General features: G+C 65.6%; 26 protein-coding genes and 4 tRNA genes. 18 read left to right on the top strand and 12 right to left on the bottom strand.

Annotated elements, in window-relative coordinates; translation table 11 throughout:
* Positions 1-2 precede the first annotated feature (2 nt).
* A complete protein-coding gene (locus tag HEQ16_12080; protein MCO4054760.1) occupies positions 3-1,619 on the top strand; it encodes an ABC transporter ATP-binding protein in 1,617 nt (538 codons plus the stop codon).
* A gap of 9 nt (positions 1,620-1,628) precedes the next feature.
* On the opposite strand, the gene HEQ16_12075 is transcribed toward HEQ16_12080, so the two are convergent.
* Positions 1,629-2,804: an aminotransferase gene (locus HEQ16_12075; GenBank protein ID MCO4054759.1), complete on the bottom strand. Its 1,176-nt coding sequence runs from the start codon at positions 2,802-2,804 to the stop codon at positions 1,629-1,631.
* Between the two features lie 144 nt (positions 2,805-2,948).
* On the opposite strand from HEQ16_12075, the gene HEQ16_12070 reads away from it, so the two are divergent.
* From HEQ16_12070 to HEQ16_12040, 7 genes are all read left to right on the top strand, one after another.
* Positions 2,949-3,716, top strand: coding sequence for an NAD-dependent deacetylase (locus HEQ16_12070; GenBank protein MCO4054758.1), 768 nt, complete (start codon positions 2,949-2,951; stop codon positions 3,714-3,716).
* A 104-nt stretch (positions 3,717-3,820) separates the two neighbouring features.
* Complete coding sequence (locus HEQ16_12065; GenBank protein ID MCO4054757.1) at positions 3,821-4,426, top strand: cold shock domain-containing protein; 606 nt, start codon at positions 3,821-3,823, stop codon at positions 4,424-4,426.
* Position 4,427: 1 nt separating this feature from the next.
* Positions 4,428-4,904, top strand: a complete 477-nt coding sequence (locus HEQ16_12060) for a DUF192 domain-containing protein (GenBank protein MCO4054756.1) — start codon at positions 4,428-4,430, stop codon at positions 4,902-4,904.
* A 103-nt stretch (positions 4,905-5,007) separates the two neighbouring features.
* A tRNA-Pro gene (locus tag HEQ16_12055) sits at positions 5,008-5,084 on the top strand.
* Positions 5,085-5,133: 49 nt separating this feature from the next.
* Positions 5,134-5,436, top strand: a complete 303-nt coding sequence (locus HEQ16_12050) for an ETC complex I subunit (GenBank protein MCO4054755.1) — start codon at positions 5,134-5,136, stop codon at positions 5,434-5,436.
* A gap of 25 nt (positions 5,437-5,461) precedes the next feature.
* Positions 5,462-5,538 (top strand) — tRNA-Arg (locus HEQ16_12045).
* 77 nt (positions 5,539-5,615) lie between these two features.
* Positions 5,616-6,215: a pyridoxamine 5'-phosphate oxidase gene (locus tag HEQ16_12040; protein MCO4054754.1), complete on the top strand. Its 600-nt coding sequence runs from the start codon at positions 5,616-5,618 to the stop codon at positions 6,213-6,215.
* A 31-nt stretch (positions 6,216-6,246) separates the two neighbouring features.
* Here HEQ16_12040 and metC read toward each other — a convergent pair whose 3' ends face one another.
* A complete protein-coding gene (gene metC / locus HEQ16_12035) occupies positions 6,247-7,437 on the bottom strand; it encodes a cystathionine beta-lyase (protein ID MCO4054753.1) in 1,191 nt (396 codons plus the stop codon).
* Complete coding sequence (locus HEQ16_12030; GenBank protein MCO4054752.1) at positions 7,434-7,760, bottom strand: hypothetical protein; 327 nt, start codon at positions 7,758-7,760, stop codon at positions 7,434-7,436. Before HEQ16_12030 ends, metC begins: the two co-directional genes overlap by 4 nt.
* Here HEQ16_12030 and HEQ16_12025 point away from each other — a divergent pair.
* The 5 genes from HEQ16_12025 to HEQ16_12005 all read left to right on the top strand — a co-directional run bounded on the left by HEQ16_12025 (position 7,714) and on the right by HEQ16_12005 (position 13,439).
* Entirely contained in the window at positions 7,714-8,742 is a 1,029-nt protein-coding gene (locus tag HEQ16_12025; protein MCO4054751.1) for an amino acid ABC transporter substrate-binding protein, read from the top strand. The genes HEQ16_12030 and HEQ16_12025 overlap by 47 nt on opposite strands.
* A 140-nt stretch (positions 8,743-8,882) precedes the next feature.
* On the top strand, positions 8,883-9,905 hold the full coding sequence (locus tag HEQ16_12020) for an amino acid ABC transporter substrate-binding protein (GenBank protein MCO4054750.1): 1,023 nt from the start codon (positions 8,883-8,885) through the stop codon (positions 9,903-9,905).
* 116 nt (positions 9,906-10,021) lie between these two features.
* Positions 10,022-11,284, top strand: coding sequence for an amino acid ABC transporter permease (locus HEQ16_12015; GenBank protein MCO4054749.1), 1,263 nt, complete (start codon positions 10,022-10,024; stop codon positions 11,282-11,284).
* Positions 11,285-11,294: 10 nt separating this feature from the next.
* Positions 11,295-12,617 carry an amino acid ABC transporter permease gene (locus HEQ16_12010; GenBank protein ID MCO4054748.1) on the top strand — a complete coding sequence of 441 codons (1,323 nt, stop codon included), beginning with the start codon at positions 11,295-11,297 and terminating at the stop codon, positions 12,615-12,617.
* Between the two features lie 30 nt (positions 12,618-12,647).
* Entirely contained in the window at positions 12,648-13,439 is a 792-nt protein-coding gene (locus tag HEQ16_12005) for an amino acid ABC transporter ATP-binding protein (protein MCO4054747.1), read from the top strand.
* 49 nt (positions 13,440-13,488) lie between these two features.
* On the opposite strand, the gene HEQ16_12000 is transcribed toward HEQ16_12005, so the two are convergent.
* The 3 genes from HEQ16_12000 to HEQ16_11990 form a co-directional block, all read right to left on the bottom strand.
* Positions 13,489-13,854, bottom strand: coding sequence for an EAL domain-containing protein (locus HEQ16_12000; GenBank protein ID MCO4054746.1), 366 nt, complete (start codon positions 13,852-13,854; stop codon positions 13,489-13,491).
* Complete coding sequence (sseA, locus tag HEQ16_11995) at positions 13,815-14,660, bottom strand: 3-mercaptopyruvate sulfurtransferase (GenBank protein ID MCO4054745.1); 846 nt, start codon at positions 14,658-14,660, stop codon at positions 13,815-13,817. The genes HEQ16_12000 and sseA overlap by 40 nt, the downstream gene beginning before the upstream one ends.
* An 80-nt stretch (positions 14,661-14,740) precedes the next feature.
* Entirely contained in the window at positions 14,741-15,460 is a 720-nt protein-coding gene (locus tag HEQ16_11990) for an alanyl-tRNA editing protein (GenBank protein MCO4054744.1), read from the bottom strand.
* A 373-nt stretch (positions 15,461-15,833) separates the two neighbouring features.
* Here HEQ16_11990 and HEQ16_11985 point away from each other — a divergent pair, with 373 nt between their 5' ends.
* Positions 15,834-16,457: a cupin domain-containing protein gene (locus HEQ16_11985; GenBank protein ID MCO4054743.1), complete on the top strand. Its 624-nt coding sequence runs from the start codon at positions 15,834-15,836 to the stop codon at positions 16,455-16,457.
* 73 nt (positions 16,458-16,530) lie between these two features.
* A complete protein-coding gene (locus HEQ16_11980) occupies positions 16,531-17,322 on the top strand; it encodes an SDR family NAD(P)-dependent oxidoreductase (GenBank protein MCO4054742.1) in 792 nt (263 codons plus the stop codon).
* Between the two features lie 3 nt (positions 17,323-17,325).
* On the opposite strand, the gene HEQ16_11975 is transcribed toward HEQ16_11980, so the two are convergent.
* The 6 genes from HEQ16_11975 to HEQ16_11950 form a co-directional block, all read right to left on the bottom strand.
* A complete protein-coding gene (locus HEQ16_11975) occupies positions 17,326-18,651 on the bottom strand; it encodes an MFS transporter (protein MCO4054741.1) in 1,326 nt (441 codons plus the stop codon).
* Positions 18,652-18,792: 141 nt separating this feature from the next.
* Complete coding sequence (locus HEQ16_11970; protein MCO4054740.1) at positions 18,793-20,052, bottom strand: class I SAM-dependent methyltransferase; 1,260 nt, start codon at positions 20,050-20,052, stop codon at positions 18,793-18,795.
* Between the two features lie 59 nt (positions 20,053-20,111).
* Positions 20,112-20,963: a DUF1365 domain-containing protein gene (locus HEQ16_11965; GenBank protein MCO4054739.1), complete on the bottom strand. Its 852-nt coding sequence runs from the start codon at positions 20,961-20,963 to the stop codon at positions 20,112-20,114.
* Positions 20,960-22,258, bottom strand: a complete 1,299-nt coding sequence (locus HEQ16_11960; protein ID MCO4054738.1) for an NAD(P)-binding protein — start codon at positions 22,256-22,258, stop codon at positions 20,960-20,962. The genes HEQ16_11965 and HEQ16_11960 overlap by 4 nt, the downstream gene beginning before the upstream one ends.
* 61 nt (positions 22,259-22,319) lie before the next feature.
* A complete protein-coding gene (locus tag HEQ16_11955) occupies positions 22,320-23,801 on the bottom strand; it encodes a deoxyribodipyrimidine photo-lyase (protein MCO4054737.1) in 1,482 nt (493 codons plus the stop codon).
* Positions 23,802-23,943: 142 nt separating this feature from the next.
* Positions 23,944-24,018, bottom strand: a tRNA-Asn gene (locus HEQ16_11950).
* A 210-nt stretch (positions 24,019-24,228) separates the two neighbouring features.
* On the opposite strand from HEQ16_11950, the gene HEQ16_11945 reads away from it, so the two are divergent.
* The 3 genes from HEQ16_11945 (at position 24,229) to HEQ16_11935 (ending at position 26,695) form a co-directional block, all read left to right on the top strand.
* A tRNA-Cys gene (locus tag HEQ16_11945) sits at positions 24,229-24,302 on the top strand.
* Between the two features lie 163 nt (positions 24,303-24,465).
* The gene (locus HEQ16_11940) at positions 24,466-25,116 is read left to right on the top strand and encodes a protein-L-isoaspartate O-methyltransferase (GenBank protein MCO4054736.1); all 651 of its coding nucleotides are present in this window, start codon (positions 24,466-24,468) and stop codon (positions 25,114-25,116) included.
* Between the two features lie 181 nt (positions 25,117-25,297).
* Positions 25,298-26,695 (top strand): TolC family outer membrane protein, encoded by a 1,398-nt coding sequence (locus HEQ16_11935; GenBank protein MCO4054735.1) that lies wholly within the window; start codon positions 25,298-25,300, stop codon positions 26,693-26,695.
* The last annotated feature ends 67 nt before the right edge of the window (positions 26,696-26,762 follow it).

The raw sequence follows: 26,762 nt of genomic DNA, 5'->3' as shown, positions 1-26,762 counted from the left end.
GCATGCCTGAGCCGGTTCTGAGCATCGAGGATCTGCGGGTCGAGCTGCCCCGCAGCGGCGACCGCACCCATGCGGTCGAAGGCGTGAGCCTGAACGTGGCGCGCGGCGAGATCGTCTGCGTCGTGGGCGAAAGCGGCTCGGGCAAATCCGTCACCGCGCAGGCAGTGATGGGACTGCTGCCCAGGGGCCAGCTCACGCGCAGCGGCGGGCGCATCGTGCTCGAAGGCGAGGACATCTCCAACGTCTCGATGGACCGCCTGCGCGACCTGCGCGGCAGCCGCATGGCGATGATCTTCCAGGAGCCGATGACCGCGCTCAACCCGGTGATGACCTGCGGCGACCAGGTCGATGAGGTGCTGTCGATCCACACCGCGCTTGGCGCCGATGAGCGCAAGGCCCGCGTCCTGGAGGTGATGCGGGCCACTCATCTTCCGGATGTCGAACAGCTCTACAACGCCTATCCGCACCAGCTTTCAGGCGGCCAGCGGCAGCGCGTCATGATCGCCTCGGCGCTGGTGATGGACCCGGCGCTGCTGATTGCCGACGAGCCGACGACCGCGCTCGACGTCACCACCCAAAAGCAGATCCTCCAGCTGATCCGCGAGCTTCAGCAGCGGCGCGGCACGGGCGTGCTCTTCATCACCCATGACTTCGGAGTTGTGGCCGAGATCGCGGACCGCGTGGCCGTGATGCGGCATGGCAAGCTCGTCGAGCACGGGCCGGTCCAGGAGGTGCTGCGCCGCCCGCGCGAGGATTACACCAAGATGCTGATCGGCTCGGTGCCGAGCCTCACGCCACCCCAGCGCAGCGCCATCACCACGGGGGAGGTTGCGCTGAAGACCACCGCGCTCGCCAAGACCTATGGCGAGACGGGGCTCTTCCGCAAAGGTCGCGTGGTGAAGGCCGCCAGCGACGTCACGATCGAGGTGCGGCGGGGCGAGACCCTTGGCATCGTGGGCGAGTCGGGCTCGGGCAAATCCACTGTCGCCCGCTGCGTGGCGCGGCTGATCGATCCCAGCTCCGGCGAGATCAGGATCGCGGGCGTTGACGTGGCGCGGATGGGGCAGCGCGAATTGCGCCCCTATCGGCGCAAGGTGCAGATCGTGTTCCAGGACCCGTATCGCTCGCTCAATCCGCGCCGCAGCGTCGGGGCCAGCATGGTCGAGGGACCCATGAACTTCGGCATGGCGCGGGACGCAGCCGTGCGCAAGGCCGGCGAATTGATGGCGCTCGTCGGGCTCAAGGCCGACGCACTCGACAGGTTTCCGCACCAGTTCTCCGGCGGGCAGCGCCAGCGCATCTGCATCGCGCGCGCCCTGATGATGGAGCCGGAGCTGCTGATCGCTGATGAAGCTGTGTCCGCGCTGGACGTTTCCGTGCAGGCACAGGTGTTGGAACTGCTCGATGACGTGCGCAAGCGCTTCGATCTCGCTGTGCTGTTCATCACGCATGACCTGCGCGTCGCCGCGCAGATCTGCGATCGCATCGTGGTGATGAGCAAGGGGCAGGTGGTGGAGCAGGGCCCCACCGGCGCGCTCTATGCCAACCCGCAGCATCCGTACAGCAAGGCGTTGCTGGAAGCGGCGCCGGGGCGCGGCTTCGGCTTCGGCCTGGGCTGAGCCGGGGCTTCAGCGCCGGCTGGCGAGCGCCAGACGGGACACAGCTTCGGCGATCTGGCCCCGGCCGACATTGGCGAAGGCCATGCGCAGGTGGCCATCCTGTCCTGGCCCGAAATAGGAACCCGGCAGCGCCAGAACCCCCCAACGCCGCGCCAGCATCTCGGCCACCTGCACGGCATGCGTATCCGCAAAGGGATGGCGCACATAGGCGAAATAGGCGCCGGACTGGTCGACGGACCAGTCATTGAGCTCGCTCATGGCGCGGCGGAAGGCTGCGGCGCGGCTGTTGATGTCCTGCCGGTTCGTCTCGCGAAAACCGGGCAGCGCGTCGATGCCCCAGCCCAGGGCCGCCTGGCCGGGGCGGGCGGGGCAGATCTGGATGCAGTCAAGCACCTTGCCGATCTGCGCCTGCCGTTCCTCTCCGGCCACGATGGCGCCCAGCCGCCAGCCCGGGACGGCCCAGGCTTTCGAGAAGCTGTAGAGGTGGATCAGAGTGTCACGCCAATCGGCGCTGCCGAACAGCGCGTGAGGCTGGTCCGCGCCCGCCGGCATGAAATCGCGATAGGTTTCGTCGAGCACGAGCGCGATGCCGGATTGCCGGCACAGGTCGGCGAAGGCAGCGATGAGGACGGCGGGATAGACCGCGCCGGTCGGATTGTTGGGCGTGACGAGGACGATGGCCCGGGTGCGGTGGTCAATGAGCGCGCGGGCCGCCTCGACATCGGGCGCGAAGCCGCAGGAAGCGCTCGTGGCGAGCGGCTGGACCGCGATGCCGAGCATGCCAAGGGTCATCTGATGGTTGAAATACCATGGCGTAGGCACGATCACCGCGTCCTGAGCGCAGGCCAAGGCCATCATCACGGTGACAAAGGCCTGGTTGCAGCCGGCGGTGATGGCGATGTCGGCCGGCGAGAACGCGCCGCCATAGGTTGTGCTCAGGTCTCGCGCCAGCGCCTCGCGCAGGATCATGTCGCCCTGGATCGGGCCATAGCGCGCCGCATCGGCGCTGCCGCCCAAGAGCGCGGCCCGCTCCAGCAGTGCGGAGGGCGGCGCGGAGCCGGGCGCTGCCTGCGACAGGTCTATTGCGGGGCCGTGCCGTCCGTCATACGCGGCCAGCCAGCTCTTGGCCTCGGGGATGGGCGGGGTGCCGGTGTCGACCAGCAGCGGATTGATGGAAAAGCTCATGGGGCGACACTGAAGCTGACGGCCGCGCAATGCGCAAGCCGCGCCTGCAAGCCGCGAAACCCATCTTGCGCTTCGCGTCCGCGATGCCAGCTATGGCATCAGGCCAGGCGCGGGGACACACGCCGCAAGAACGAGGAAGCGGGAATGGTGGCGAGCGCAGACGCCGCAGCGCAGATCGAGCGGCTTGCGGCAATGGTGCGGCAGGCCAGGAGCGTGGTGGCGTTCACCGGCGCCGGCATCTCGACCGAGTGCGGCGTGCCCGATTTCCGCTCGCCGGGCAGCCCTTGGATGCAGAACAAGCCGATTCCCTTCGATGCCTTCGTCGCGAGCCCAGAGGCGCGCAAGGAAGCCTGGCGGCGCAAGTTCGCCATGGACGACGCATTCGCCGGCGCGCGCCCGGGGCGCGGCCACAGGGCGCTGGCGCATCTGGTCAACACCGGCCGGATGCCCGCCATCATCACCCAGAACATCGACGGGCTGCATCAGGATGCGGGCGTCGAGCCCGTCCGCGTGATCGAGCTGCATGGCAACGGCACCTATGCCGCCTGCCTCGACTGCGAGCGGCGCCACGAATTGCCGCCGCTTCGCGCGGCCTATGAGCGGGCGGGAACGCCGCCGCGCTGCGAGGCCTGCGACGGAATCGTCAAGAGCGCGACGATCAGCTTCGGCCAGCCCATGCCGCAGGCGGAACTGCGGCGCGCCCGCGACGTTGCGGAGGCATGCGACCTGTTCCTCGCCATCGGCTCTTCGCTGGTGGTCTATCCAGCCGCCACGCTGCCGCTGCTCGCCAAGCGGGCGGGTGCCGCGCTGGTGATCGTCAACGGTGAGCCTACAGACTATGATCCGATCGCGGATCTGGTGGTGCGCAGCGACATCGGCGAGGCCCTCGAACCACTCCTAAGGGTTGAGTGACGTTACGTCGACAGTGACAGGCAGTTTGTGGCGAGACATGTGCGCTGCCAACAACAATGCTATCGTTAGTCGACGAATCGCGTTGTGCAGTGGGGCGGCAGTCGATGATCGACGATCGGGACAGGAAAATGATGAGTTATGTCCGAACAGGTCTGTTGGACTCCGGGGATTCCGCGCATGGGGGCGAGCTGGAGCAGGGCATCGAGATCGGTGGTCGCGTGAAGTGGTTCGACGTGACCAAGGGCTTCGGCTTCCTCGTTCCGGACCAGGGCGGCTCCGACATCCTGCTGCATGTGACCATCCTCAAGCGCGATGGCTTCGGAACGGTGTCGGAGGGCTCCCGCGTGGTGGTCGAGGCCGTGCCGCGGCAGAAGGGGCGGCAGGCGGTGCGCGTGATTTCGGTGGATAACTCCACCGCTCTGCATCCGGCTGAACTGCCCCTGCCGCGCACCCATGTGCAGGTCACGCCGACCTCCGGCTATGAGCGTGTGATGGTGAAGTGGTTCAACCGACTGCGCGGCTTCGGCTTCGTCACGCGCGGCGAAGGCCACCCGGACATATTCGTGCATATGGAAGTGCTGCGTCGCTACGGCATCCAGGATCTGACTCCGGGCCAGTTCGTGTTCGTGCGTTTCGGCGACGGGCCAAAGGGGCAGATGGCTGCCGAGGTGCGCCTTGACGGCACCGCGAACGGGCCACCGGTCAGCTGAGATGAGCCGCCATGCTGCGGGACCGACACGGCGGCGCGCATGGCTGATGGTCGCGGCGGTTGCGCTGGTTGCGCTGCCGGGGGCTGCCCTTGCCCAGGCGCTGGAGACCTTGACGCTGGTGACCGCCAGCGGCCGCCACGATTTCCAGGTTGAAGTCATGCGTACGCCCGAACAACTGGCGAGGGGGCTCATGTTTCGCCGGTTCATGCCCCAGGATCGTGGCATGCTGTTTGATTTCCAGCGCGTCGAGCCCGTTTCCATGTGGATGCAGAACACCTACATCCCGCTCGATATGGTCTTCATCCGTGCGGACGGAACCGTGGCGCGGATCGCCGAGCAGACCGAGCCGCTCTCGACGCGCACGATTCCCTCCGGCGAGCCGGTGCTGGGTGTGCTTGAGGTCAATGGCGGGATGGCCGCGCGCATCGGGCTCAAGCCTGGCGACAAGGTCGACCATCCGCTCTTCACGCGGCGCTGAGCCGCTCCCGCCGGGGATTGCGCGGCTTTGATGCCGTTCGGCCCATCGCGATGCTTGCCCGCGCAAACGCTGCATGTTACTCGCATGATCCCGGTCGATGCCTCGGGGTGTGGCGCAGTCTGGTAGCGCGCGAGTTTTGGGTACTTGAGGTCCTAGGTTCGAATCCTAGTACCCCGACCATCGACCGGGATCCTTTGCCCGCGACCTTTTCGCAAAGCGCCTGACGCCCATGACCGCACGGATTTATCGACCCGCGAAGACAGCGATGCAATCGGGCGCGGCCAAGACGCGCTGGCTGCTCGAGCATGAGCCGGAGTCGCCGCGCCAGGTGGAGCCACTGATGGGCTGGACCTCGTCAGGCGATATGAAATCCCAGATCAAGCTCTGGTTCGACAGCGCCGAAGAGGCCATCGCCTATGCCGAGCGCAACGGCATCGCCTATTGCGTCGAGCGCACGGCGGAGTCGTCTCGCAAGGGCATGTCCTATTCGGACAACTTCAAGTTCACGCGTGTCGGCCAGTGGACGCATTGAGCAGAGCCTGACCAGGGCGCGTTACGACTCCGTAGCTCAGTTGGATAGAGCAGCAGCCTTCTAAGCTGCGGGTCGCAGGTTCGAGCCCTGCCGGGGTCGCCAATTTCCCAGTCCGCACCGAGCGTGGCCGGCATGGCCGCCGCTCGCTTCGCGCGACATCGCGAAAAGGCGCCGATCGCATGGATATTTCAGGGATTGCAGCATTTGCGGACACTCTCGCCGCCGCCCGCGCCGATGCGTGGGCGCGGTTCTGCGAGGGCGTCACCAACAGGCGCTCGCCCTTCCATTCGCCCATGATCGCCAGCGTCTCGCCAGAGGGGCGCCCGCGCGTCCGGGTCGTGATCCTGCGCGGCTGCGAGCCGGCACGGGGATTGCTGCGCTTCCACACCGACCGGCGCAGCGCCAAGTTCGCCGAATTGTCGGCACGTGCCGAAGCCGCGATGACGGGCTATGACGCCGCCGCCAAGATCCAGGTCCGGGTCGAAGGCGCCGTGACGCTGCATGTCGACGATTCGGTTGCTGACGCGGCCTGGGAAGGCTCGCGCCAGTTCAGCCGCATCTGCTATGGCACCCATCCCGGACCTGGCTCGGAACTGGCCGAAGCGGGGGCATTCACCTTGCCCTCGGCCGATAACGACATCGCCGCGGGTCGCGCCAATTTCTGCGCGGTGCAGCTCCATGTCGCCAGCCTCGAATGGCTTTACCTGGCAGCCTCGGGCCACCGGCGTGCGCATTTCGATCTCGCCTCGGAGCATCCGGGACGCTGGCTCTCGCCCTGAAGCGCCGCCTCACGGAGAGAGCCGGGAAGCCTCACATCGCCGCCCTCAGGCGTGCGAAGCCGGCGTCGAGATCCTCCTTGAGGTCTTCGACATCCTCGAGGCCGATGTGGATGCGGATGCAGGGGCCGCCGGGCTCCCATTTCGTCACGGTGCGATAGGTGCTGCAATCGAAGGGCAGGACGAGGCTCTCATAGCCGCCCCATGACGCGCCCATGCCGAACAGCGCCAGATGATCCACCATCGCGGCCACTGCCTGCCGCGGCGCGGGGTTGAGCACGATCGAGAAAAGCGAGGAGGCGCCAGTGAAATCGCGCTTCCAGATGGCATGGCCCGGGTCGCTTTCGAGCGCCGGGTGGAGCACCTGCCGCACCTCGGGACGCTCGGCTAGCCAGCGGGCGATCTCAAGGCCGGCCTTCTCCTGCTCGCGCAGGCGCAGGGGCATGGTCCGGATGCCGCGCAGGGTCAGGAAGGCGTCCTCCGGGGCGACGATCACGCCGAGTTGCTCCCAGGCGTCGCGCAGGCGCTTGTAGAGTTCCGGCGTCCGCGCCGAGACCGTGCCGATGAGCACGTCGGAATGGCCGGCATAGTATTTCGTGCCGGCCTGTATGGAGAGATCGACGCCGGCTTCGTGGCTGTCGAAATAGAGCGGCGTCGCCCAGGTGTTGTCCATGATCACAAGCGCGCCGCGCTCATGCGCGACGGCCGCGATCGCGGGGATGTCCTGCATCTCGAAGGTCTGCGAGCCCGGCGCCTCTGTGAAGACGACCCTCGTGTTCGGCCGGAACAGCGCGGCGATGTCAGCGCCTAGCAGCGGATCGTAATAGGTCACCTCAACGCCCATGCGCTTCAGCATGCCTTCGCAGAATGTGCGGGTGGGGCGGTAGACGCTGTCGGTGACGAGCATGTGGTCGCCTGCCGAGAGCGTGGCGAGCAGCGGCAGGGTGCAGGCCAGAAGGCCCGAGGGGCAGACCACCACGCCCGCGCCGCCTTCCATCGCGTTAAGGGCCAGTTCCAGCGCATCCAGGGTGGGATTGCCCAGGGTGCCGTACATATAGCGCGCCTTGCGCTCAAGGAAGGCGTCGAGCGACTGGTAGACAACGGTCGAGCCCCGGACGATGGGCGGGTTCACGAAGCCGTAGCTGTCCTCGGGGTCGCGGCCCGCCATGACGATGCGGGTGCGCTCCCTGAAGCGCTTGAGGCCTTCGAGCGAGACTTTCTTCATGTGGATGACTTCTTTTTCATCAAAACTGGCGGGCCGCCACTGTGGCGGCGCTTGACGTGAACGTCAAACTGGCCTGCAATCACGATCGAGGCGATGGACAATGATCTCATTGGCTGATCGCTGCGCGTGCTTGACGGGGGGGAAACGCTCTGGCAGGTGCATATGATACAAAAGTCGACTGTCCGCTGCGGCGTGACGGGAATGATCGAGCTTTTGGGGGCAAGAGGCATCAAAGCCGCAGGCCGCAAGGCCATGCGCACATATCGGGAGATGATGATGAAGATTTTGATGACCGGGCTCGTCGCCGGCGCGGCGATGGCCATGGCCGTTTCAGCCGCCAGCGCGCAGCAGCGTTCCCAGCTTGAACAGGTCAAGGCGCGCGGCGCGCTGGTCTGCGGCGTGGGCACCGGCCTCGCCGGCTTCGGCATTCCCGATGCGCAGGGCAACTGGTCGGGCCTTGATGTCGACTATTGCCGCGCCATCGCGGCCGCGATCTTCGACGATCCGAGCAAGGTCCGTTTCGTGCCGCTGACCGCGCAGTCGCGCTTCACCGCGCTGCAGTCGGGCGAAGTGGACGTGCTGATCCGCAACTCGACCTGGACCATGTCGCGCGACACGGCGCTCGGCATCAGCTTCCTTGCCACGAACTATTATGACGGCCAGGGCTTCATGGCCAAGAAGAGCCTGGGCGTGACCTCGGCGCTCAAGCTCGATGGCGCCACTGTCTGCGTGCAGCAGGGCACCACGACCGAACTGAACCTCGCGGACTTCTTCCGGCGCAGCAACCTGAAGTACACGCCCGTGACCTTCGCCACCAATGACGAGACGCGCAATGCCTATGAATCGGGCCGCTGCGACGCCTTCACCACCGATGTCTCGGGCCTTTATGCCGAGCGCCTCAAGCTGTCGCAGCCAGACGACCACATCGTCCTGCCGGAGGTCATCTCGAAGGAGCCGCTGGCGTCCTCCGTGCGCGCCAATGGCGACCAGCAGTGGGCGAACATCGTGAAGTGGACGCACTACGCGATGATCAACGCCGAGGAGCTTGGCGTGACGAAGGCCAACCTCGCGCAGCAGCTGACATCCGCCAACCCTGAGATCCGCCGCATGCTCGGCGTCGAAGGCAAGTTCGGCGAGGGCATCGGCCTGACCAATGACTGGGCCGCCCGCATCGTCAAGCATATCGGCAATTACGGCGAGAGCTTCGAGCGCAATGTCGGCCAGGGCTCGCGCCTGAAGATCGGCCGCGGCGTGAACGCGCTGTGGTCGAATGGCGGCCTGCAGTACGCGCCGCCGATCCGCTGAGAGATCGCGGCTTCGCGCATGACAAAAGCCGGGTGTCGGACAGTTCGTCTGACACCCGTTTTTTGTACCAGCGGATGACTGCATCCCGCAGTGTCCAATGCATCGATTATTTTCCAACGCTCCTGGGGGAGATCAACATGATGAAGTTTCTCGTAGCCTTGGCCGCCGGCACGGCCGTCGCCGGCTCCGCGCTGGCGCAGACCGCGCCCGGCCCGGCGCTGAAGCAGGTCCGCGACCGCGGCGCGCTGGTCTGCGGCGTGGGCACCGGCCTCGCCGGCTTCGGCATTCCCGATGCGCAGGGCAACTGGTCGGGCCTTGATGTCGACTATTGCCGCGCCATCGCGGCCGCGATCTTCGACGATCCGAGCAAGGTCCGTTTCGTGCCGCTGACCGCGCAGTCGCGCTTCACCGCGCTGCAGTCGGGCGAAGTGGACGTGCTGATCCGCAACTCGACCTGGACCATGTCGCGCGACACGGCGCTCGGCATCAGCTTCCTTGCCACGAACTATTATGACGGCCAGGGCTTCATGGCCAAGAAGAGCCTGGGCGTGACCTCGGCGCTCAAGCTCGATGGCGCCACTGTCTGCGTGCAGCAGGGCACCACGACCGAACTGAACCTCGCGGACTTCTTCCGGCGCAGCAACCTGAAGTACACGCCCGTGACCTTCGCCACCAATGACGAGACGCGCAATGCCTATGAATCGGGCCGCTGCGACGCCTTCACCACCGATGTCTCGGGCCTTTATGCCGAGCGCCTCAAGCTGTCGCAGCCAGACGACCACATCGTCCTGCCGGAGGTCATCTCGAAGGAGCCGCTGGCGTCCTCCGTGCGCGCCAATGGCGACCAGCAGTGGGCGAACATCGTGAAGTGGACGCACTACGCGATGATCAACGCCGAGGAGCTTGGCGTGACGAAGGCCAACCTCGCGCAGCAGCTGACATCCGCCAACCCTGAGATCCGCCGCATGCTCGGCGTCGAAGGCAAGTTCGGCGAGGGCATCGGCCTGACCAATGACTGGGCCGCCCGCATCGTCAAGCATATCGGCAACTACGGCGAGAGCTTCGAGCGCAATGTCGGCCAGGGCTCGCGCCTGAAGATCGGCCGCGGCGTGAACGCGCTGTGGTCGAATGGCGGCCTGCAGTACGCGCCGCCGATCCGCTGACGACAATCTGGACAGCGTCCGGTTCGTGGCCGGACGCTGTTCTTTCACAGGCAGCGCGCGCCTGTGGTTGCGCGCACAGGCGACATGCGCCAGCATTGAGACGCTTGGCATGATCCATGCGAAGCGGGAAAGCAAGACGAGGCACGGCCGCCGAAAAGGCAAAGCCCAAGCCTCCGGAAGGAAGGGGCAGGACATTGTCGATTCAAGATGCACCGGAGACCGGCAAAGCTTCTTTGCTGTATGATCCAAAAATCCGTGGCTACGTCTACCAGGTGTTATTGATCGGTGTGGTGGGCTTTATTTTCTATGAGGCCATCAGCAATGTCATTGAAAACCTCGAACGCCAGAAAATCGCGCGCGGCCTCGGCTTCTGGAACAACACGGCCGGCTTTGACATCAACCAGGCGCTTTTCCCCTACACCTCGACCTCGAGCTATGGCGACGCCTTCTGGGTCGGCTTGCTGAACACGCTGCTGGTCGCGGCGATCGGCATCGTGCTCGCCACCATTCTCGGCTTCATCGTCGGCATCGCGCGGCTGTCGCGCAACTGGATCATCGCCAAGGCCGCGATGGTCTATGTCGAGGTGATCCGCAACCTGCCGCTGCTGCTGCAGTTGCTGTTCTGGTACAATGCCGTGCTCAAGCCGCTGCCCGGCCCGCGGCAGTCCATCACCATGCCGGCAGGCGTGATGCTGAATAATCGCGGCCTGTTTGTGCCCGAGCCTGTCTTCGGTGCGGGTGCAGGGCTTATCGGCGCGGCTTTCCTGCTGGCCGTGTTCGGCTCTCTTGCGTTCTATATGTGGGCGAAGAAGGTCCAGGCGGAGACCGGCAAGATCCATCCGGTCGGCTGGGTCACGTTCGCGGCCCTCACGCTCCTGCCTTTGCTGGCCTATTTCGTGATGGGCCGACCCGTATCATTCAACTATCCGGCGCTGGCCGGCTTCAATGTGCGCGGCGGCATCACGGTCTATCCGGAGTTCGTGGCCCTGCTGCTTGGCCTTGTCACCTACACCGCGGGCTTCATCGCGGAAGTGGTGCGCGCCGGCATCCTGGCGGTGTCGCGCGGGCAGTGGGAGGCTGCGGATTCGCTGGGCATTCCCTATGGCCGCACGCTGAGCGCGGTGGTGATTCCGCAGGCGATGCGCGTCATCATCCCGCCGCTGACCTCGAACTATCTCAACCTGACAAAGAACTCTTCGCTGGCGGTGGCGATCGGCTATCCGGACCTGGTGCAGGTCTTCGCCGGCACAGTGCTGAATCAGACGGGGCAGGCGGTCGAGATCATCGGCATAACCATGGCGGTTTATCTCACCATCAGCCTGCTGACCTCGATGTTCATGAACTACTACAATAGCCGCATGGCGCTGGTCGAACGGTGAGGATGCGGACATGAACGTCATAGCCTCCAGCAATTCCGCCTATGTGCAGAGTCAGGCGCTGCCGCAGCTTCCGGCGCCCGCCGGGACGAAGGGCGCCGTGCACTGGATCAGGACCAACCTGTTCTCCTCGCCCCTCAACACCATCCTGACGCTGATCGCGCTCTACATCATCGCGACGACGATCCCCGCGTTCGTGAAGTTCTACGTGATCGACGCGGTATGGACGGGCAGCGACCGTGACGCCTGCCTGCGCGACAAGATCGGCCGCGAGGTCGGCGCGTGCTGGGCCTTCGTGGTCGATCGCTATCGCTACTTCATCTACGGCTCCTATCCGGTCGATCAGCGCTGGCGCGTGAACATCATCTTTGCGGCGTTCCTCATCTCGATCTTCTGGATCCTGTGGGAGAAGGCGCCGGCGCGGTCCGTTGGCCTGTTCTTCTTCTTCGGCGTGCTGCCTGTCACCGCCTGGATGCTGCTCTATGGCGGGGCGCGCTCCGAGTTCTGGTACATGGTGATCGGAGCTGCGCTGTTCGCCTGGGCCATCTATGGCAACGTCATCGCCATGCGGAAGGGCGAAACGGGGGTGTTCACCCGCCTCGACAGCCTGCTCAAGTTCGGCATTCTTGCCGGAATGCTGGTCTTCGGGCTTGCCGTTGGCGGGCAGGGGCTGCCCGTCGTCGAGACCGGGCTTTGGGGCGGCATTCTGGTGACGCTGCTGATCGCCTCGGCGGGCATCGTGTTCTCCTTGCCGCTCGGCATCGCGCTGGCGCTGGGGCGGCGCTCGAAGCTGCCCATCATCAAGATGTTCTCGGTGATCTTCATCGAGTTCGTGCGCGGCGTGCCGCTCATCACCGTGCTGTTCATGGCCAATGTGATGCTGCCGCTGTTCGTGCCGGCCGAATGGTCGCCGGACCGGCTGCTGCGTCCGCTGATCGGTGTCGCGCTCTTCGCCGCCGCCTACATGGCGGAGGTGGTGCGCGGCGGCCTTCAGGCCATCCCTAAGGGCCAGTATGAGGGGGCGATGTCACTGGGCCTCGGCTATGGCCAGATGATGCGCTTCATCGTGCTGCCGCAGGCGCTGCGAATCGTCATCCCCGGCATCGTCAACACCTTCATCGGCCTGTTCAAGGACACGACGCTGGTGACGATCATCGGCATCTTCGACTTCATGAAGACGATCGAGGCGTCGCTGGTCGACCCGGAATGGGCCACGCCTACCACACGCGCGACGGGCTACGCCTTCGCGGCCATCTTCTACTTCATCTGCTGCTGGGGCATGTCGCGCTACTCGATTTCCGTCGAGCGTAAGCTTGCGGCCGGCCAAAAACGCTAGATATGCAAACAATCCAGAGGAGTTCACCTGATGGCCGCAACCGCACTCGCCTCCAAGCCTGCTGCCCTGAAGCAAACCAGCCTCAACACCGAGACCGCCGTCGAGATGATCGGCGTCAACAAGTGGTATGGCGATTTTCATGTCCTGCGCGACATCAACATCAAGGTGGCGCGCGGCGAGCGGCTGGTGATCTGCGGGCCGTCAGGCTCCGGCAAGTCGACCATGATCCGCTGCATCAACCGGCTGGAAGAGCACCAGAAGGGCAACATCATCGTCGACGGTACGGAGCTCACCAACGATCTCAAGAAGATCGACGAGATCCGCCGCGATGTCGGCATGGTGTTCCAGCACTTTAACCTCTTTCCTCACCTCACCATCCTCGAGAACCTGACGCTGGCTCCGATCTGGGTCCGCAAGATGCCAAAGAAGGATGCCGAGGAGGTGGCGATGCACTATCTCACGCGCGTCAAGATCCCCGAGCAGGCGCTGAAGTATCCGGGGCAGCTCTCCGGCGGCCAGCAGCAGCGCGTGGCCATCGCCCGCTCGCTGTGCATGAGCCCCAAGATCATGCTGTTCGACGAGCCGACTTCGGCGCTTGACCCCGAAATGGTCAAGGAGGTGCTCGACACCATGGTCAGCCTGGCCGAGGAAGGCATGACCATGCTGTGCGTGACCCACGAAATGGGCTTCGCGCGGCAGGTCGCCAACCGGGTCATCTTCATGGATGCCGGCCAGATCGTCGAGATGAACGAGCCGAACGAGTTCTTCAAGAACCCGCAGCACGAGCGGACCAAGCTCTTCCTCAGCCAGATCCTGCACTGAGGCAAGCCTTGCCGGCGCGCTGATTGATGTAGCGCCGGCAGCCTGCGGCTCAACTCGCGAGCTGCCGCAGCCGCGTTTCCATCGCCGTCGCCAGTGTTTTTTCAATGGGAACGTGTTGGCTGAAGAAACAGCCCTGGCCCATGTCGACGCCAAGACCGCGCAGGGCGCTGAGTTCCGAGGCGATTTCCATGCCTTCGGCGACGATCATGCCGCCGGGTTGCCGCGCAAAGAAGATCGGCGCTGATGCAAGGGCCGCCGTGCGCCGTCGCCGCTGACCAGTATCTCGTTGAGAAACATCATGCGATGCGTCCCTGAGCCGAGGGGACAAACATGGATTTAGGATATCGACGGGGCGCCAAACTGCCTGTCTTTGGGTCAGCCCTGCTCGATCGCGGCGTTTTTCTGTGAGGCCCATTCGGCCCAACTCCCGTCATAAAGCGCCTTTGGCGGCTTTCCGACCAGTTCCATCGCAGCCGAGAGGATCGCGGCGGAGACGCCGGAGCCGCAGGTGGTGATCACCGGCTGGTCAAGATCGACCCCCGCCGCCGCCATCGCCGCCTTGATGGCGGTTTCGTCCTTGAGCTGGCCGTTCTCGATGATGGCCGCAAAGGGCAGGTTCACCGCGCCCGGCATGTGGCCGGATGGCAGGCCAGGCCTGGGCTCCGGGTCCGCGCCCGTGAAACGGCCTGCCGGACGGGCATCGACCACCTGCGCGCTCCTGGCGCCGAGCGCGGCCTTCACATCGGCCATGCTCGCCACCGCCGCCTCGTTGAAGGCGGCGTTGAACCGGGCCGGCGCGCGCGGATGCGCCGGCCCGGTTTCCAGCGGACGGTGCTCTTCGCGCCAGCGCGGCAGCCCGCCATCAAGCACGCGCACATCCTTCGCCCCGAAGGTGCGGAAGGTCCAGCGCACGCGCGGGGCCGAGAAAAGGCCGATGGCGTCATAGACGATGATCGTCATGTCGTCGGCGATGCCGAGCGCGCCGACCTGTGCGGCGAACTCCCCGGCCGTAGGCAACATGTGCGGCAGCGCGCTGGCCTTGTCCTTGACCGAGTCGATGTCGAAGCGGACGGCGCCCGGTATGTGACCTGCATGGTATTCCGCCTCCGCGTCGCGGTTCATCGTCGGCAGGAAATAGGTGCCGTCGATGACGACGAGGCCGGGCTGGCCCAGCCGCTCGGCAAGCCATTCGGTGGAGACGAAGATGTCGGCGCGGCTCATGGCAGGCTCCCGGATGGTGGCAGGTTTACCGCAGGATAGGCTCAGGCGGTGCGTTTTGCGAGCGCGGGCATGGCTGCCTGTCAGCCCAGCGTAATCCTGACGCGCCGGTTCTGCTTGCCCTTGCTCTGAATGTCCGTGACGAGCACCGGCCCGATCTCGGCGGTGTTGCGCACATGGGTTCCGCCGCAGGGCTGGAGATCGATCCCCTCGATCTCGACAAGACGCACGCGGCCCGAGCCGCGCGGGGGCTGGACCCGCATGGTCTTGACGAGGCCGGGATTGGCATCGAGTTCTGCATCGGTGATCCAGCGATCCGTCACAGCCGCGTTGCGGCCGATCAGCTCGGCCAGCCGGGCTGCTATGTCGGCCTTGTCGAGGCCGGCCTCCGGAATGTCGAAATCGAGCCGTCCATCGCCGTCGCCGATGGCGCCGCCGGTCACGGGGTAAGGGAGCACGCAACTGAGCAAATGCAGGGCGGTGTGCACGCGCATGCGCTTGAGGCGAAGATCCCAGTTGATTGCGGCGGTTACGGCCTCGCCCACCGCAGGCGCGGGCTGGCCTTCGAGCGGAACATGCAGCACCACCGACCGGTCGGCGGGATCGTAGACGGCCGCGCCGATGGCGATGGAGCTTCCGTCGGCGCGGAGCAGGGCCCCGGCGTCGCCAGGCTGGCCGCCGCCATTGGCGTAAAATGCCGTCCGGTCAAGAATGATGGCGCCTCTTTCATTGACGCAGATCACTGTCGCCCCATGTTGCGCCAGATAGGCATCATCGCGAAACAGCAGGTCTGTGGGGGGCATCGGCTCAGTCCATGGGCGCAGGGCCAGCCGCCATGGCAGCCCGTCAGCGGCGGCACGTTACGGAGATGATCGCGGCGCCGCAAGGGCGGTGAATTGATGGCCGGCCAAGCCGGAGCGCGATCCCCGGGACGGGGTCTCCGAGCCAGCGCATGCGTCATATACGGAAAAATACGATATCGTGTTTTAAATAGCTTAACCCACTGATAATAAAATAATTTCATACGATTTAAAAGGAATGATCCATCCCTGTTGAATCGGCGTAAAAGACTATGGAAACCTGCGGCGTCCCTGGAGCCCCTTCCGGTTTGGGTCCGCTGTCTTGAGGAATGCGATTGTGAATCATCACGCGCCCGCATCGTCGTCGGCCCGTCCGCTGGACACGCTCCTTGCCGAGTATGCGGCGGGGACGCTGCCGCGCCCGCTTCACGCGCTGGTTGGCGCGCATCTGGACCTCAATCCTGACAGCGAGTGTTTTGTCGGCAGTCTCGAGCTTCTGCGTGGCGCCGAGATGGAGAAGGAGTCTCCCGCGCCGGTTTCCTCCCGCGACCGGATGCTGGCGAGCATCCTTGCGGTGGATGCCGCCACGCCACACGCTTCCGACGAACCGCCGGCCGATCCGGTTTTCACGCCCGCGCTCCGGCGTTATCTGGGCATGGCGTCGAGCGAGGTTCCGTGGCGCCGGGTTCTTCCGGGCGTGCGCGAGCATGTGGTGCACGATGCCGATGGCGTCGAGGCCAAGCTCTACTGGATCAAGGCAGGCCGGAAGATCCCGTCCCACACTCATGAGGGGCAGGAGTTCACCATCGTTCTGAAGGGCGGCTTCACCGACGTCTCCGGGCATTTCTGTCGCGGTGACGTGGTCATCGCCGATGAGGATGTGGACCACAAGCCGGTGGCTGACAGCGATGAGGATTGCATCTGCTTCGCTGTGACCGATGCGCCCCTCAAGCTCACCGGCCCCGTGGGCAAGGTGTTCCAGAGCATTTTCCGCAACTGATCGTCGTCTGGCCGCAATCGTCGCGCCGCGATGGGGCAACGCTCTCCATTGCGGCGTTGTCTTGAGGTGACCCATGAACATCAAAGCCATGACGCCAACCGACGGAGTGGCCTGGCTCACTGGCGCCAGCTCCGGCATAGGCCGGGCCACCGCCCTTGAACTTGCCAGGCGGGGCTGGACCGTTTGCATCACGGCTCGGCGCATCGAGGAACTGGAGGCGGTCTGCGCCGAAGCTTCCGGGTTGCCAGGCCGCATCATCGCGCATGTGGGCGATGTGACGGACGAGACCGGCATGGCGCAGCTTGTCGACGGGATCGAGCGCGTGCACGGCCCTATCGCGCTGGCTTTCTTCAATGCCGGAGTGGCGCCCTACACGCGGGCCGGCGCGCTTGACGTTCAGGCCTTCCGGCAGGCCATGGCGGTCAACGTGCTCGGCGTCGCCAATGGGCTTGCCCCCGTGCTGGCGCGCATGGGCGAGCGCGGCAAGGGACAGGTCGCCGTCAATGCGTCTGTGGCGGGTTACCGCGGCCTGCCCAAGGCTGCCGCCTATGGCGCGTCGAAGGCCGCTGCGATCCATCTGTGCGAGGCGCTGAAGTTCGACTGCGACAATCTCGGAATCCGGATGCAGGTGGTCAATCCGGGCTTCATCGACACGCCGCTCACGCAGAAGAATGATTTTCCCATGCCGTTCCTGATGTCGATGGACAATGCCGCCAGGCGCGTCGTCGATGGTTTCGAGCGCGGAGGGTTCGAGATCATCTTCCCGCGGCGGCTGGCCTTCATCCTCAAGGTGATGCGGATCCTGCCCTATGCGTGGTATTTTCCGCTCATCGCGCGGCAGACAGGCTGGAACCGCAAGGGCTGATCGTCAGCCACGTCTGGCCGCTATGGTGGCCGCCACGGCAGCCAACTCGTCCTTGTCGAGTGGAAAGCGCCAGATCAGGGCCACGGCGCCGATCTTCAGCGCGACCGGCAGGCCCGCATAGAGCAGGCCCAGGGCAGCGAGCCCGCCTTCGGTGCGGATGCCGGCGCCCGGATCATAGCCAGCCAAGGCCAGAAGCGGGAAGGCGATGCCCACCGCGCCCGCGAATGCGAGCTTGGTCGCGAGCGCCCACAGGCCGAGATAGAGCCCTGCGCGCTCCTGTCCCGATGCGGCTGTGTCCACGTCGATGACATCGGCCTGAACGGCCGCCGGCAGCACCACATCGGCGCCGAGCGCAAAGCCTGTCACCACGCACACAGCGGCGAACAGCCAGACCTGGCCCGGGCCCAGCAGCGGCGCGACAGCGAAGGCGGCTGAGGCGAGCAGCATCCCCAACGCCCAGGCGCGGTGCTTGGAGAGGCGGCGCGCCAGCCAGAGCCAGAGCGGCACGCCTGCGACGCCGCACAGGAAATACAGCACCAGCAGCGGCCCCGCGCTGTCGGCGGCGCCCAGCCGATCGGCCACGAAAAACAGAAAGAGGCTGGCGGGCAGGCCATTGGCCAGCGAGTTGATGAAGAAAGCCACCAGCAGACGCCTGAAAGGGCGGTTGGCGCCCAGATGCCCCAGCCCTGTCCGCCAGGGCATTGGCAGCGACAGGCGCGCAACCGGCTCGGGCGTCGACGCCACGGCCAGAACGGCGCCAAGCGGCAGCAGAATGGCGATCAGAATCGCAAGCGCGGCGAGCCCGTCGCGACTCGTGCCGCCGCTCAGCTGGATCAGGGCCGGCAGCAGCAGCGCGATGAGCGTGCCCAGCACCGTGAAGCTCTCGCGGAAGGCCGCGACGCGGGTGCGCCCCTCATAGCTGCGCGAAAGCTCGGCGCCCCAGGCCTGATAGGGCACGGAGAGCGCCGTCCAGGCCAGCGAGAGCGCGCTCGCCCAGAGCAGCAGGTAGAGCGCGCCGGCGCCATCAGGGGGACGCATGACGAACCAGGCGGTGAGCGCGACCAGCGGCGCGGAGGCCAGCACCCAGGCGCGCCGCCGGCCGAAGCCGATCCGCGTGCCGTCCGCCAGCAGGCCCGCCAGAGGATCGGTCACGGCATCGAGCACCCGCACGAGCAACAGGACGAGACCCACCGTGGCGATCGGCACGCCGACCGCGCTCGTGTAGAACTCAGGCACCATCACGTAGAAGGGCAGGCTCAGCGCCGCCACGGGGAGCGCAGGCAGCGCATAGCCGAACAACTGCCGGGCGGAGGGTTCTGATGGGGACATGGCCGCGTCTATCGAAAGAGGAGGCCGCAAGCTGGCCATGCTGTGCTTACGCGCGCCAGCGTGGCTTGGTTCTCTCTGGCGTAATCTCGGCAACATCTGACGGCAGGGCGCGGAAGACAGCCCCGGCCGTGCCTGACAGGATCAGCCGCGGCGAAACACCATCTGCCTCACGTCGATGTTGCCGGAGCGGAAGCCCGCCTCGCAATAGGCGAGGTAATACTCCCACATGCGCCGGAAGCGCTCGTCGAAGCCAAGCGGCATGAGATTGGGCCAGGCAGCGCGGAAGCGGTCGCGCCAGTCCGACAGGGTCTGGGCGTAGTCGAGGCCGAAGGCGCGCTGGTTGACCATGGGCACGTTGAAGCGCTGGCCGAGATCGCGCATGTGCGACAGGGTCGGCAGCATCCCGCCGGGGAAGATGTAGGCGCGGATGAAATCCATCTCGCGCTTGTAATACTGGAAGCTCTCGTCGCGGATCGTGATGACCTGCAGGCCTGCGGTGCCGCCATCGCGCAGCCGGTCGCGCACCTGCTGGAAATAGATCGGCCAGAATTGTTCGCCCACCGCCTCGAACATTTCGATCGAGGCGATTCGGTCATAGGTGCCGGTTTCGTCGCGATAATCCTGGAGCTTGATCGTGACCTTGTCAGACAGACCTGCGGCCGCGATCCGCGCCACCGCGAAATCGTGCTGCGCCCTGGAGATGGTGAGGCCAGTGACGCGGCAGCCGATCTCACGTGCGGCGAACTCGGCGAAGCCGCCCCAGCCGCAGCCGATCTCGAGCACATGGTCGGACGGCCCGATTCCGGTTTCACAGGCAAGCTCGCGATATTTGCGGGCCTGGGCGGAGGAGAGGTCATTGTCGCCGGGCGCGTAGATGCCCGACGAATAGGTCATGCTCTGATCAAGCCAGGATGAGTAGAAGCTGTTGCCCAGGTCGTAATGCGCGTAAATGTTCTTGCGCGATCCGGCCCTGGTGTTGCGGTTGAGAAAATGGCGGATGATCTGCCACAGCCGGGCCAGCGGCTTGCCGTCCAGCATGGTCTGGATGGCCGTGTAGTTGGTGGCGAACAGTTCAAGGAAGTGGGCGAGGTTGGGGGTTTCCCATTCGCCGCGCAGATAGGCCTCGGCGAAGCCGATGTCCCCGCCAGTGGCCAGACGACGAGCGAAGGCAAAATCATTGATCTGGAAGACAGCGTCGCAACCGCGCTGCTGCCCCTGGAAGAGGTAGCGAGCGCCGCCTGGCAGGATCACGGTCAGGCTGCCGCGCTCGATGCGTGTGCCATAGCGGAACGCAGACCGGATGATCGACGGCAGCGAACCGGCGACAGCGTCGAGGTTCTGCGCCGTGACCCGCTGGGCTGCTGCTGCGGGGGCGTGGGGGCGGCTCGATACTTCGCTCATGCAGTTATGTCCAAGTCTCTTCATTTCTGTGGTCACAGCCGGCGCCGGCAAGGGCGCCGTCAGGTCGGCCTTGGCCCGGCGTCGGGGTCCGCATAGGAAACCGGGGGTGGCGGCAACGGCCGGGCATGAAACGCGATGCCCTTGAACCAGAGCTTCATCGCCTCCCAGTGGATGCCGGCGACGACCTTGAGCGTCATCAGCGGCATGGCAAGGCATGCTTTCAGGATTGCGGCCGAGGTCAAGTCCTGCCGCATGCCCGTGAAGGTCGCCGCCAGGATCGGGCCCTCACTGTCCGTCTCGAGGATGCGGACAGAAACCCTCTCATCGGGGGGGCGGATCCGGAACCGGTAGCGCATCGCCTGGTCCATGAACGGAGAAACGTAGAAGAGCTTGTCGCGTTCCTGCCGGATTCCGGCCTCCGACATCTCACCTTCCACGACCGGGCACACATAGGTGTGCATGTCGCCGAAGGTGTTGCGCACCTCGTAGATCATGGCGACAGGGTCCCCGTTGCGGCCGTAGACAAAATAGACCGAGATCGGATTGAAGGCGAAGCCGAGCAGGCGCGGGTAGCAGAGCAGCAGCACGCGGCCGCCGCTCGCATCGACACCTGCGGGGGCCAACAGCGCATCGACATGCGCCCTGAGGCTTCCGCGCACGGAAGCCTCGGCGCCGCCATGATCGCGCGGCTGGAAGGAGAGCAGGTTGAAGCGCCCGACCGAAAACAGCGCGCTCGCGCGGCCGGCCTCATCAAGCCGGTCAAGGTCGAGCAGCACGCAGAACACCTTGTAGGCGAAGCGGTGCGCCTTGGGCTTCATGCGCGCGTGCATAACATCGCCCGGGTAAAGCGCTGCGGCTCCGTCCGGCGGCGCGAAGTCGCCGGGTCGTGCGTCGACGGCAGGCGGGTTCATTCGGCAGCCGCGGCAAGCTGACGCCTGCTGACGCGCCAGGGAATCACTGCGCCAAGCGTCTCGGCGACATCAAGGCCCGACCTCAGGCCGTCCTCGTGGAAGCCATACCCGGTCCAGGCGCCGCAATACCAGGTGTGGTTCTGCCCCTGGAGCGCCGGCAGGGCGCGCTGCCCTTCCGACGCTCCCGTCCTGTATTGCGGATGAGCGTAGGAGAACCGTCCGAAGGTGAGGTCGGCGCGCGGCCGCTTTGGCGGGTTGAGCGTGACGAAAAGCGGCTTGGTGCGATCGATGTTCTGCAGGGCGTTCATCCAGTAGGTGAGGGTGAGTTCCGAGCCATCCCCCGATTGCAGCACGTTCCAGGCAGCCCATGCCGCCTTGCGCCTGGGCATCAGCGCAGGGTCGCGATGCAGCCAGACATCATTGTCGCGGTAGCCGATTGCGCCGAGCACGGCGCGTTCCTCGTCGCTGGGGTCCGCCAGCATGGCCAGCGCCTGATCGGAATGCGCCGCGATCACCACCTGATCGTAGCGTTCGCTCAGTCCGGCTGTGTCGGTGATCGTCACGCCGAGATCGTGCCGCTGCACGCGGCTGACGCCCGCGCCGAGGCGGATCCGGTCGGCGAAGCTCCCGGTCAGCTTCTCGACATAGCGCCGTGAGCCGCCGGTGACGGTGCGCCAGACAGGCCGATTCCAGTGCAGCAGCCGATGATTGTCGAAGAAGCTGATGAAGCTGTCAGCCGGAAAATCGATCAGCGAGGCCGGCGGCATCGACCAGATGGCCGCGCCCATGGGGATCAGATATTCCTCGCGGAAGCGCCGCGAGTAGTTGCCGCGGTCAAGATAGGCGCCGATGCTCTCGGCGGTCAGCCGCCCTGCCGCGCGATCTTCCAGCGCCGTCCTGTTGAAGCGGAACATCTCCCGGATCATGTTGAGGTGAGACCAGGAAACAAGGTTGCGCCGGCGCGCGAACAACCCGTCCAGTATCCCGGTGGCCCGGCCGGCCCACTCCAGCGCGCCGCCATTCGACGAGACCGAGAAGCCCATGTCGGAGGCTTCCGTCTCGACGCCGAGATGGGCGAAAAGCTGGGTCAGATTGGGGTAATTCAGCTCATTGTAGACGATGAAGCCGGTGTCGACCGATAATCTGGCGCCATCATAATCGATGTCGACCGTGGCCGAGTGGCCGCCGATGCGGCTGTCCTTCTCATACACCGTAACCTGATGGGATGAACCGTTGACAAGGGCCCAAGCTGCCGCATTTCCGGCAATGCCGGAGCCGATGACCGCGATGCGCATTCAGTGGTGGTCCTTTTGAAGACAGAAACTGAACGGGATACGCGCCATCTTGCGCTTTGGTTTAAGCTTCATTCAACGCATTTTCGCCGCCCATCTGGCGGAAGGCTTCCAGCGCGCGCGCCCGGGCGAATTCGTGCTGCACCATGGGTTGGGGATAGGTTTCACCGAGGCGAAGGCCAGCCGCGGCGAGGATGGCGGGCGGCGCCGTCCAGGGCTTGTGCACGAGGCTGGCCGGCAGGCGCGACAGGCGAGGCAGCCAATGCTTCACGTAGGCGCCGTCGGGATCGAATTTCTCGCCCTGGAGGATCGGGTTGAAGATGCGGAAATAGGGCGCGGCATCGGCGCCGGTTCCGGCCACCCACTGCCAGCTGGCGGCATTGCTGGCGGGGTCGGCGTCGACCAACGTATCCCAGAACCATTCCTCGCCGCGCCGCCAGTCGATGAGCAGATGCTTCACCAGGAAGGAGCCCACGATCATGCGCACGCGGTTGTGCATCCAGCCCGTGGTCCAAAGCTGCCGCATCCCGGCATCCACGATCGGGTAGCCGGTCAGCCCGCGCTGCCACGCTGCAAGGTTGCGGCCATCGTCGCGCCAGGGAAAGGCATTGAAGCGCGGCGCGTAGTTCGTGCCGGCCAGACCCGGATTGTGATGGAGCAGGTGATAGGAGAACTCGCGCCATCCCAGTTCCTTGAGGAAGGTCTCAAGGTCGCCTTGACTGGCGGCGCCGAGGCTGGCCTGAGCCTGAATGGCGGCGTGCCAGCATTGCCGCACGCTGATTTCGCCGAAGCGCAGGTGCGGAGACAACATCGAGGTGGCGGGCTGGTCGGGGCGATTGCGCGCCTCGGCATAGCCAGCAAGCCCGGCATCGAGAAATGCGTCGAGCCTGGCGCGCGCGCCCAACTCGCCGCGGGTCCATTCCGCCCGCATTCCGCCGGCCCAGTCCGGTGATGTCGGCTCGAATCCGAGCTGCTCCACCGCAAGGGGTTCCATGCCCGCTCCGGTCGGCAGCGAGGCGGCCGCCAGCCTTGACGGCGCGGGCAAGGGTGCGTCCGGCGGCCCGCTTGCCAGCGCGGCGCGCCAGAATGGCGTGAACACCTTCATCGGGCCGCCGGCCTTGCTGGCGATGGTCCAGGGCTCGTGCAGAAGATGGGCGTTGAAGCTGCGTGCCGCGACGCCGCGCTGCAGCAGCGCGGCCTTGATGCCGGCATCGATCTCGGTCTCGGCCCTGACATAGCGGCGGTTCCAGAACACCGCCCGCGCTCCGGTCGCCTCCACCAGGCGCGGAATGATTCTGGCCGGATCGCCGCGCAGCACGGTCAGGCTGCCGCCAAGCGCTCGCAGGGATACAGCCAGCGCACTGAGCGAGCCGGCCAGCCACCATCGCGACGCAGCGCCAAGGGGGCGCAAGCCATCTTGCCCGATCGGATCTATATAGATGCAAAGCACAGGCGCGCCGTTCGCGGCCGCCTCGCTCAGCGCCGGATTGTCGGCCGTGCGCAGATCGTTGCGGAACCAGACGATGATGGGTGGTGAACTGGACATGCCTCCAGACCTAGAATCCTGTCTGGCAAAAGACCAGTGCGCAGCTTCGCCGCATGAGACCCGCCGGGCTGCCCACAAGATTGCTGCGGACAGGCTCCAGATACGAAAAGCCGGACGTCTTGCGACGCCCGGCTCTCGAAACTGGCTCCCGGAGCAGGATTCGAACCTGCGACCAACCGGTTAACAGCCGGTTGCTCTACCGCTGAGCTATCCGGGATCAACGGAATGGGTGCATACAGAGCCGATGCGGTGCTTGCAAGCCCTGTTGCAGACAAAGGCTGAATTCGGTGGGCCATCCCGTTCACCTGCGCTCAACCCATCACTCGGGCGCCCGCACACACGCCGCGCGATTTAGCCGATCATCCCTTGCGGTCCTTGCGCGAGTGCTGCTAAAGCCGGCTCGCGCTTCGGCGCGGCTCGCCCAGACGGCCTCGTGGCGGAGTGGTTACGCAGAGGACTGCAAATCCTTGTACGGGGGTTCGATTCCCTCCGAGGCCTCCAGGCCGATCAGGCAGCCTTCGGCATTCGCGCCGGAGGCGTGCCAGGCCTGCGCCGCGATGGGCCAGGCCGGCTGAGTGCTCAAACCGGGCTTGCGTTTTACCGTTGCGTCGCACAAAACCTCACCGCTGCGCCAGCGCTGCACCCGATCGGCATGAGGGGCTTGATGACACCTGATTTCCTCGCACTTCGCCGCAACATGGTGGACTGCCAGCTCCGTACCTACGACGTGACGGACCGCGCTGTCCTGGCTGCCATGGACAGTGTCGCGCGCGAGCTGTTCGTGCCCGAGGGGCGCCGCCCGATGGCCTATCTCGACCAGCCGGTGGCGCTGGATGAGCTTGGCGCGCCCGGCAGGGCCCTGCTGGCGCCGATGACCTCGGGGCGCATGCTGCAGACGCTGGATGTTCAGCCTGGCGAGAGTTTTCTCGATTACGCCAGCGGCACCGGATACACGGCTGCGCTCGCCGCCGCGATGGGCGCCCGCGCAACGGCCTGCGAAGCATCGGCTGCGCTGCGGGCTGCGGCGCGTCCGGCGCTTGACCAGTCGGGCTTCGCCGATGTCAGCATCGTCGACGCGGCAGGGCAGGGGCCTTTTGACCACATTTTCGTCAATGGCGCCTGCGAGGTGCGGCCCGATGCGCTCGCTGGCCTTCTCGCAGATGGCGGCCGGATGGTCGCGGTCGAGGGACTGGGGCGCTCGGGGCGGGTCATGCTTTACCAAAGGTCCGGCGATGTCGTTGGAGCCAGGGCGATTTTTGACGCCGCGGCGCCGGTTCTGATCGAGTTTCGCAAGCCGCCATCCTTCGTGCTGTGAGACTTGGTGAGATTTCGTTAATTAATAAGGTATTATTTTTTACCGCATCGGCTGACTGATTCAGTGTCAGTGCGAAGGCGATATTGGACTGATTCAGCCGTCAGGCTGGCAATTCATTCGATCAAATCCGATTGCGTGGCGCTTTGCCTCAAGGTAAAGCCACAAGAACGAGGCACCTGTCATGCTTGCGAGTTCCCATCGGTTGACGATGTTGAGTTCTGCCGCCTGCGCATTGCTGGTCGCCGGCTGCCTTGCCGCGGGGTCCGCCCATGCGGCAGAGACGCTCGAAAGCGCGCTGGCCAAGGCTTACGGCTCGAATCCGACGCTGAACGCGCAGCGCGCCTCCCTTCGCGTGTCCAACGAAAACGTTCCTCAGGCTCTGTCCGGCTATCGGCCGCGCATCACCGGCAGCGCCGATATCGGCGGCTCGATCCTTCAGGTCGATAGACCGGGCGCGAACTCGGTAAACCAGCGGCAGCTGCCGCGCGGTGTGGCCCTTCAGGTCGACCAGACGCTGTGGAATGCGGGCCGCACCGGCAACGCCGTAAGCCAGGCCGAGTCGCTGGTGCTGGCCAGTCGGGAGAATCTGCGCGTCGCCGAACAGAACGTGCTGCTGGACGCCGCGACCTCCTACATGAACGTTCTGCGCGACGCCGCGATCCTCAACCTCAACACCAACAACGTCGAGGTTCTGGAAGAGCAACTGCGCCAGACGCGTGACCGGTTCAATGTCGGCGAGGTCACCCGCACGGACGTGGCGCAGTCAGAAGCGCGGCTGGCCGCATCCCGTTCGCAGGCCGCGCTGTCCCTGTCGAACCTCAAGGCGAGCCTCGGGCGCTACCGGCAGATCGTCGGGGTGAGCCCGCGCCGCCTTGCGCCTGCCCGGCCGATCGAACGCAATCTGCCGCGCTCACTGGAGGAAGGCCTGCGCTATTCCCAGACCATCCATCCGGCCGTCGTCGCCTCGCTGCACAATGTCGACGCTGCGGATATTGGCGTGAAGCTGATCGAAGCCGAACTCTATCCCACCATTGGCCTGAGCGGCACTGTGAGCCAGCGGATCGACACCCAGAGCATCAACGACCAGCGATTCTCGGCCTCGGCTGTCGCTCGCCTCACCGTTCCCATCTACGAGGGTGGTCAGGTCTATTCGCGCACCCGGCAGGCCAAGGAACTTGCTGGCCAGCGCCGGCTTGAGGCCGACATCACCCGTGAGCAGGTCCGCGCTCAGGTGGTGGTGGCCTGGGGCGCGCTCGAAGCCTCGCGGGCGCAGACCGTGGCCGCGCAGGCGCAGGTCGCTGCGGCCACGACGGCTCTCAATGGCGTGCGCGAAGAGGCGAAAGTCGGTCAGCGGACCACGCTCGACGTACTCAACGCCCAGCAGGAGTTGCTGGCGGCGCGCTCGTCTCTGGTCAGCGCGCAGCGCGACCGGGTGGTGGCCTCGTACAACGTGCTCTCGAGCGTCGGCCGGCTCAATGCCAGAACGCTGGGGCTGAAGGTGGCGACCTATGATCCGAGCCTGCATTATCAGCAGGTTCGCGACAAATGGCTCGGGACGCAGACGCCTGACGGGCGCTGAGACGACGCTTCAGAATCGGGTCAGCCGGGCTCAGGCCCGGCTTTTTCGTGGCGACAGTGCAGGCAGC

The sequence above is a fragment of the Bosea sp. (in: a-proteobacteria) genome, from assembly GCA_023910605.1.
GTDB lineage: Bacteria > Pseudomonadota > Alphaproteobacteria > Rhizobiales > Beijerinckiaceae > Allobosea.
The sequence above is the reverse complement of the archived record's forward strand: the minus strand, read 5'-3'. Positions and strand labels throughout refer to the sequence as shown.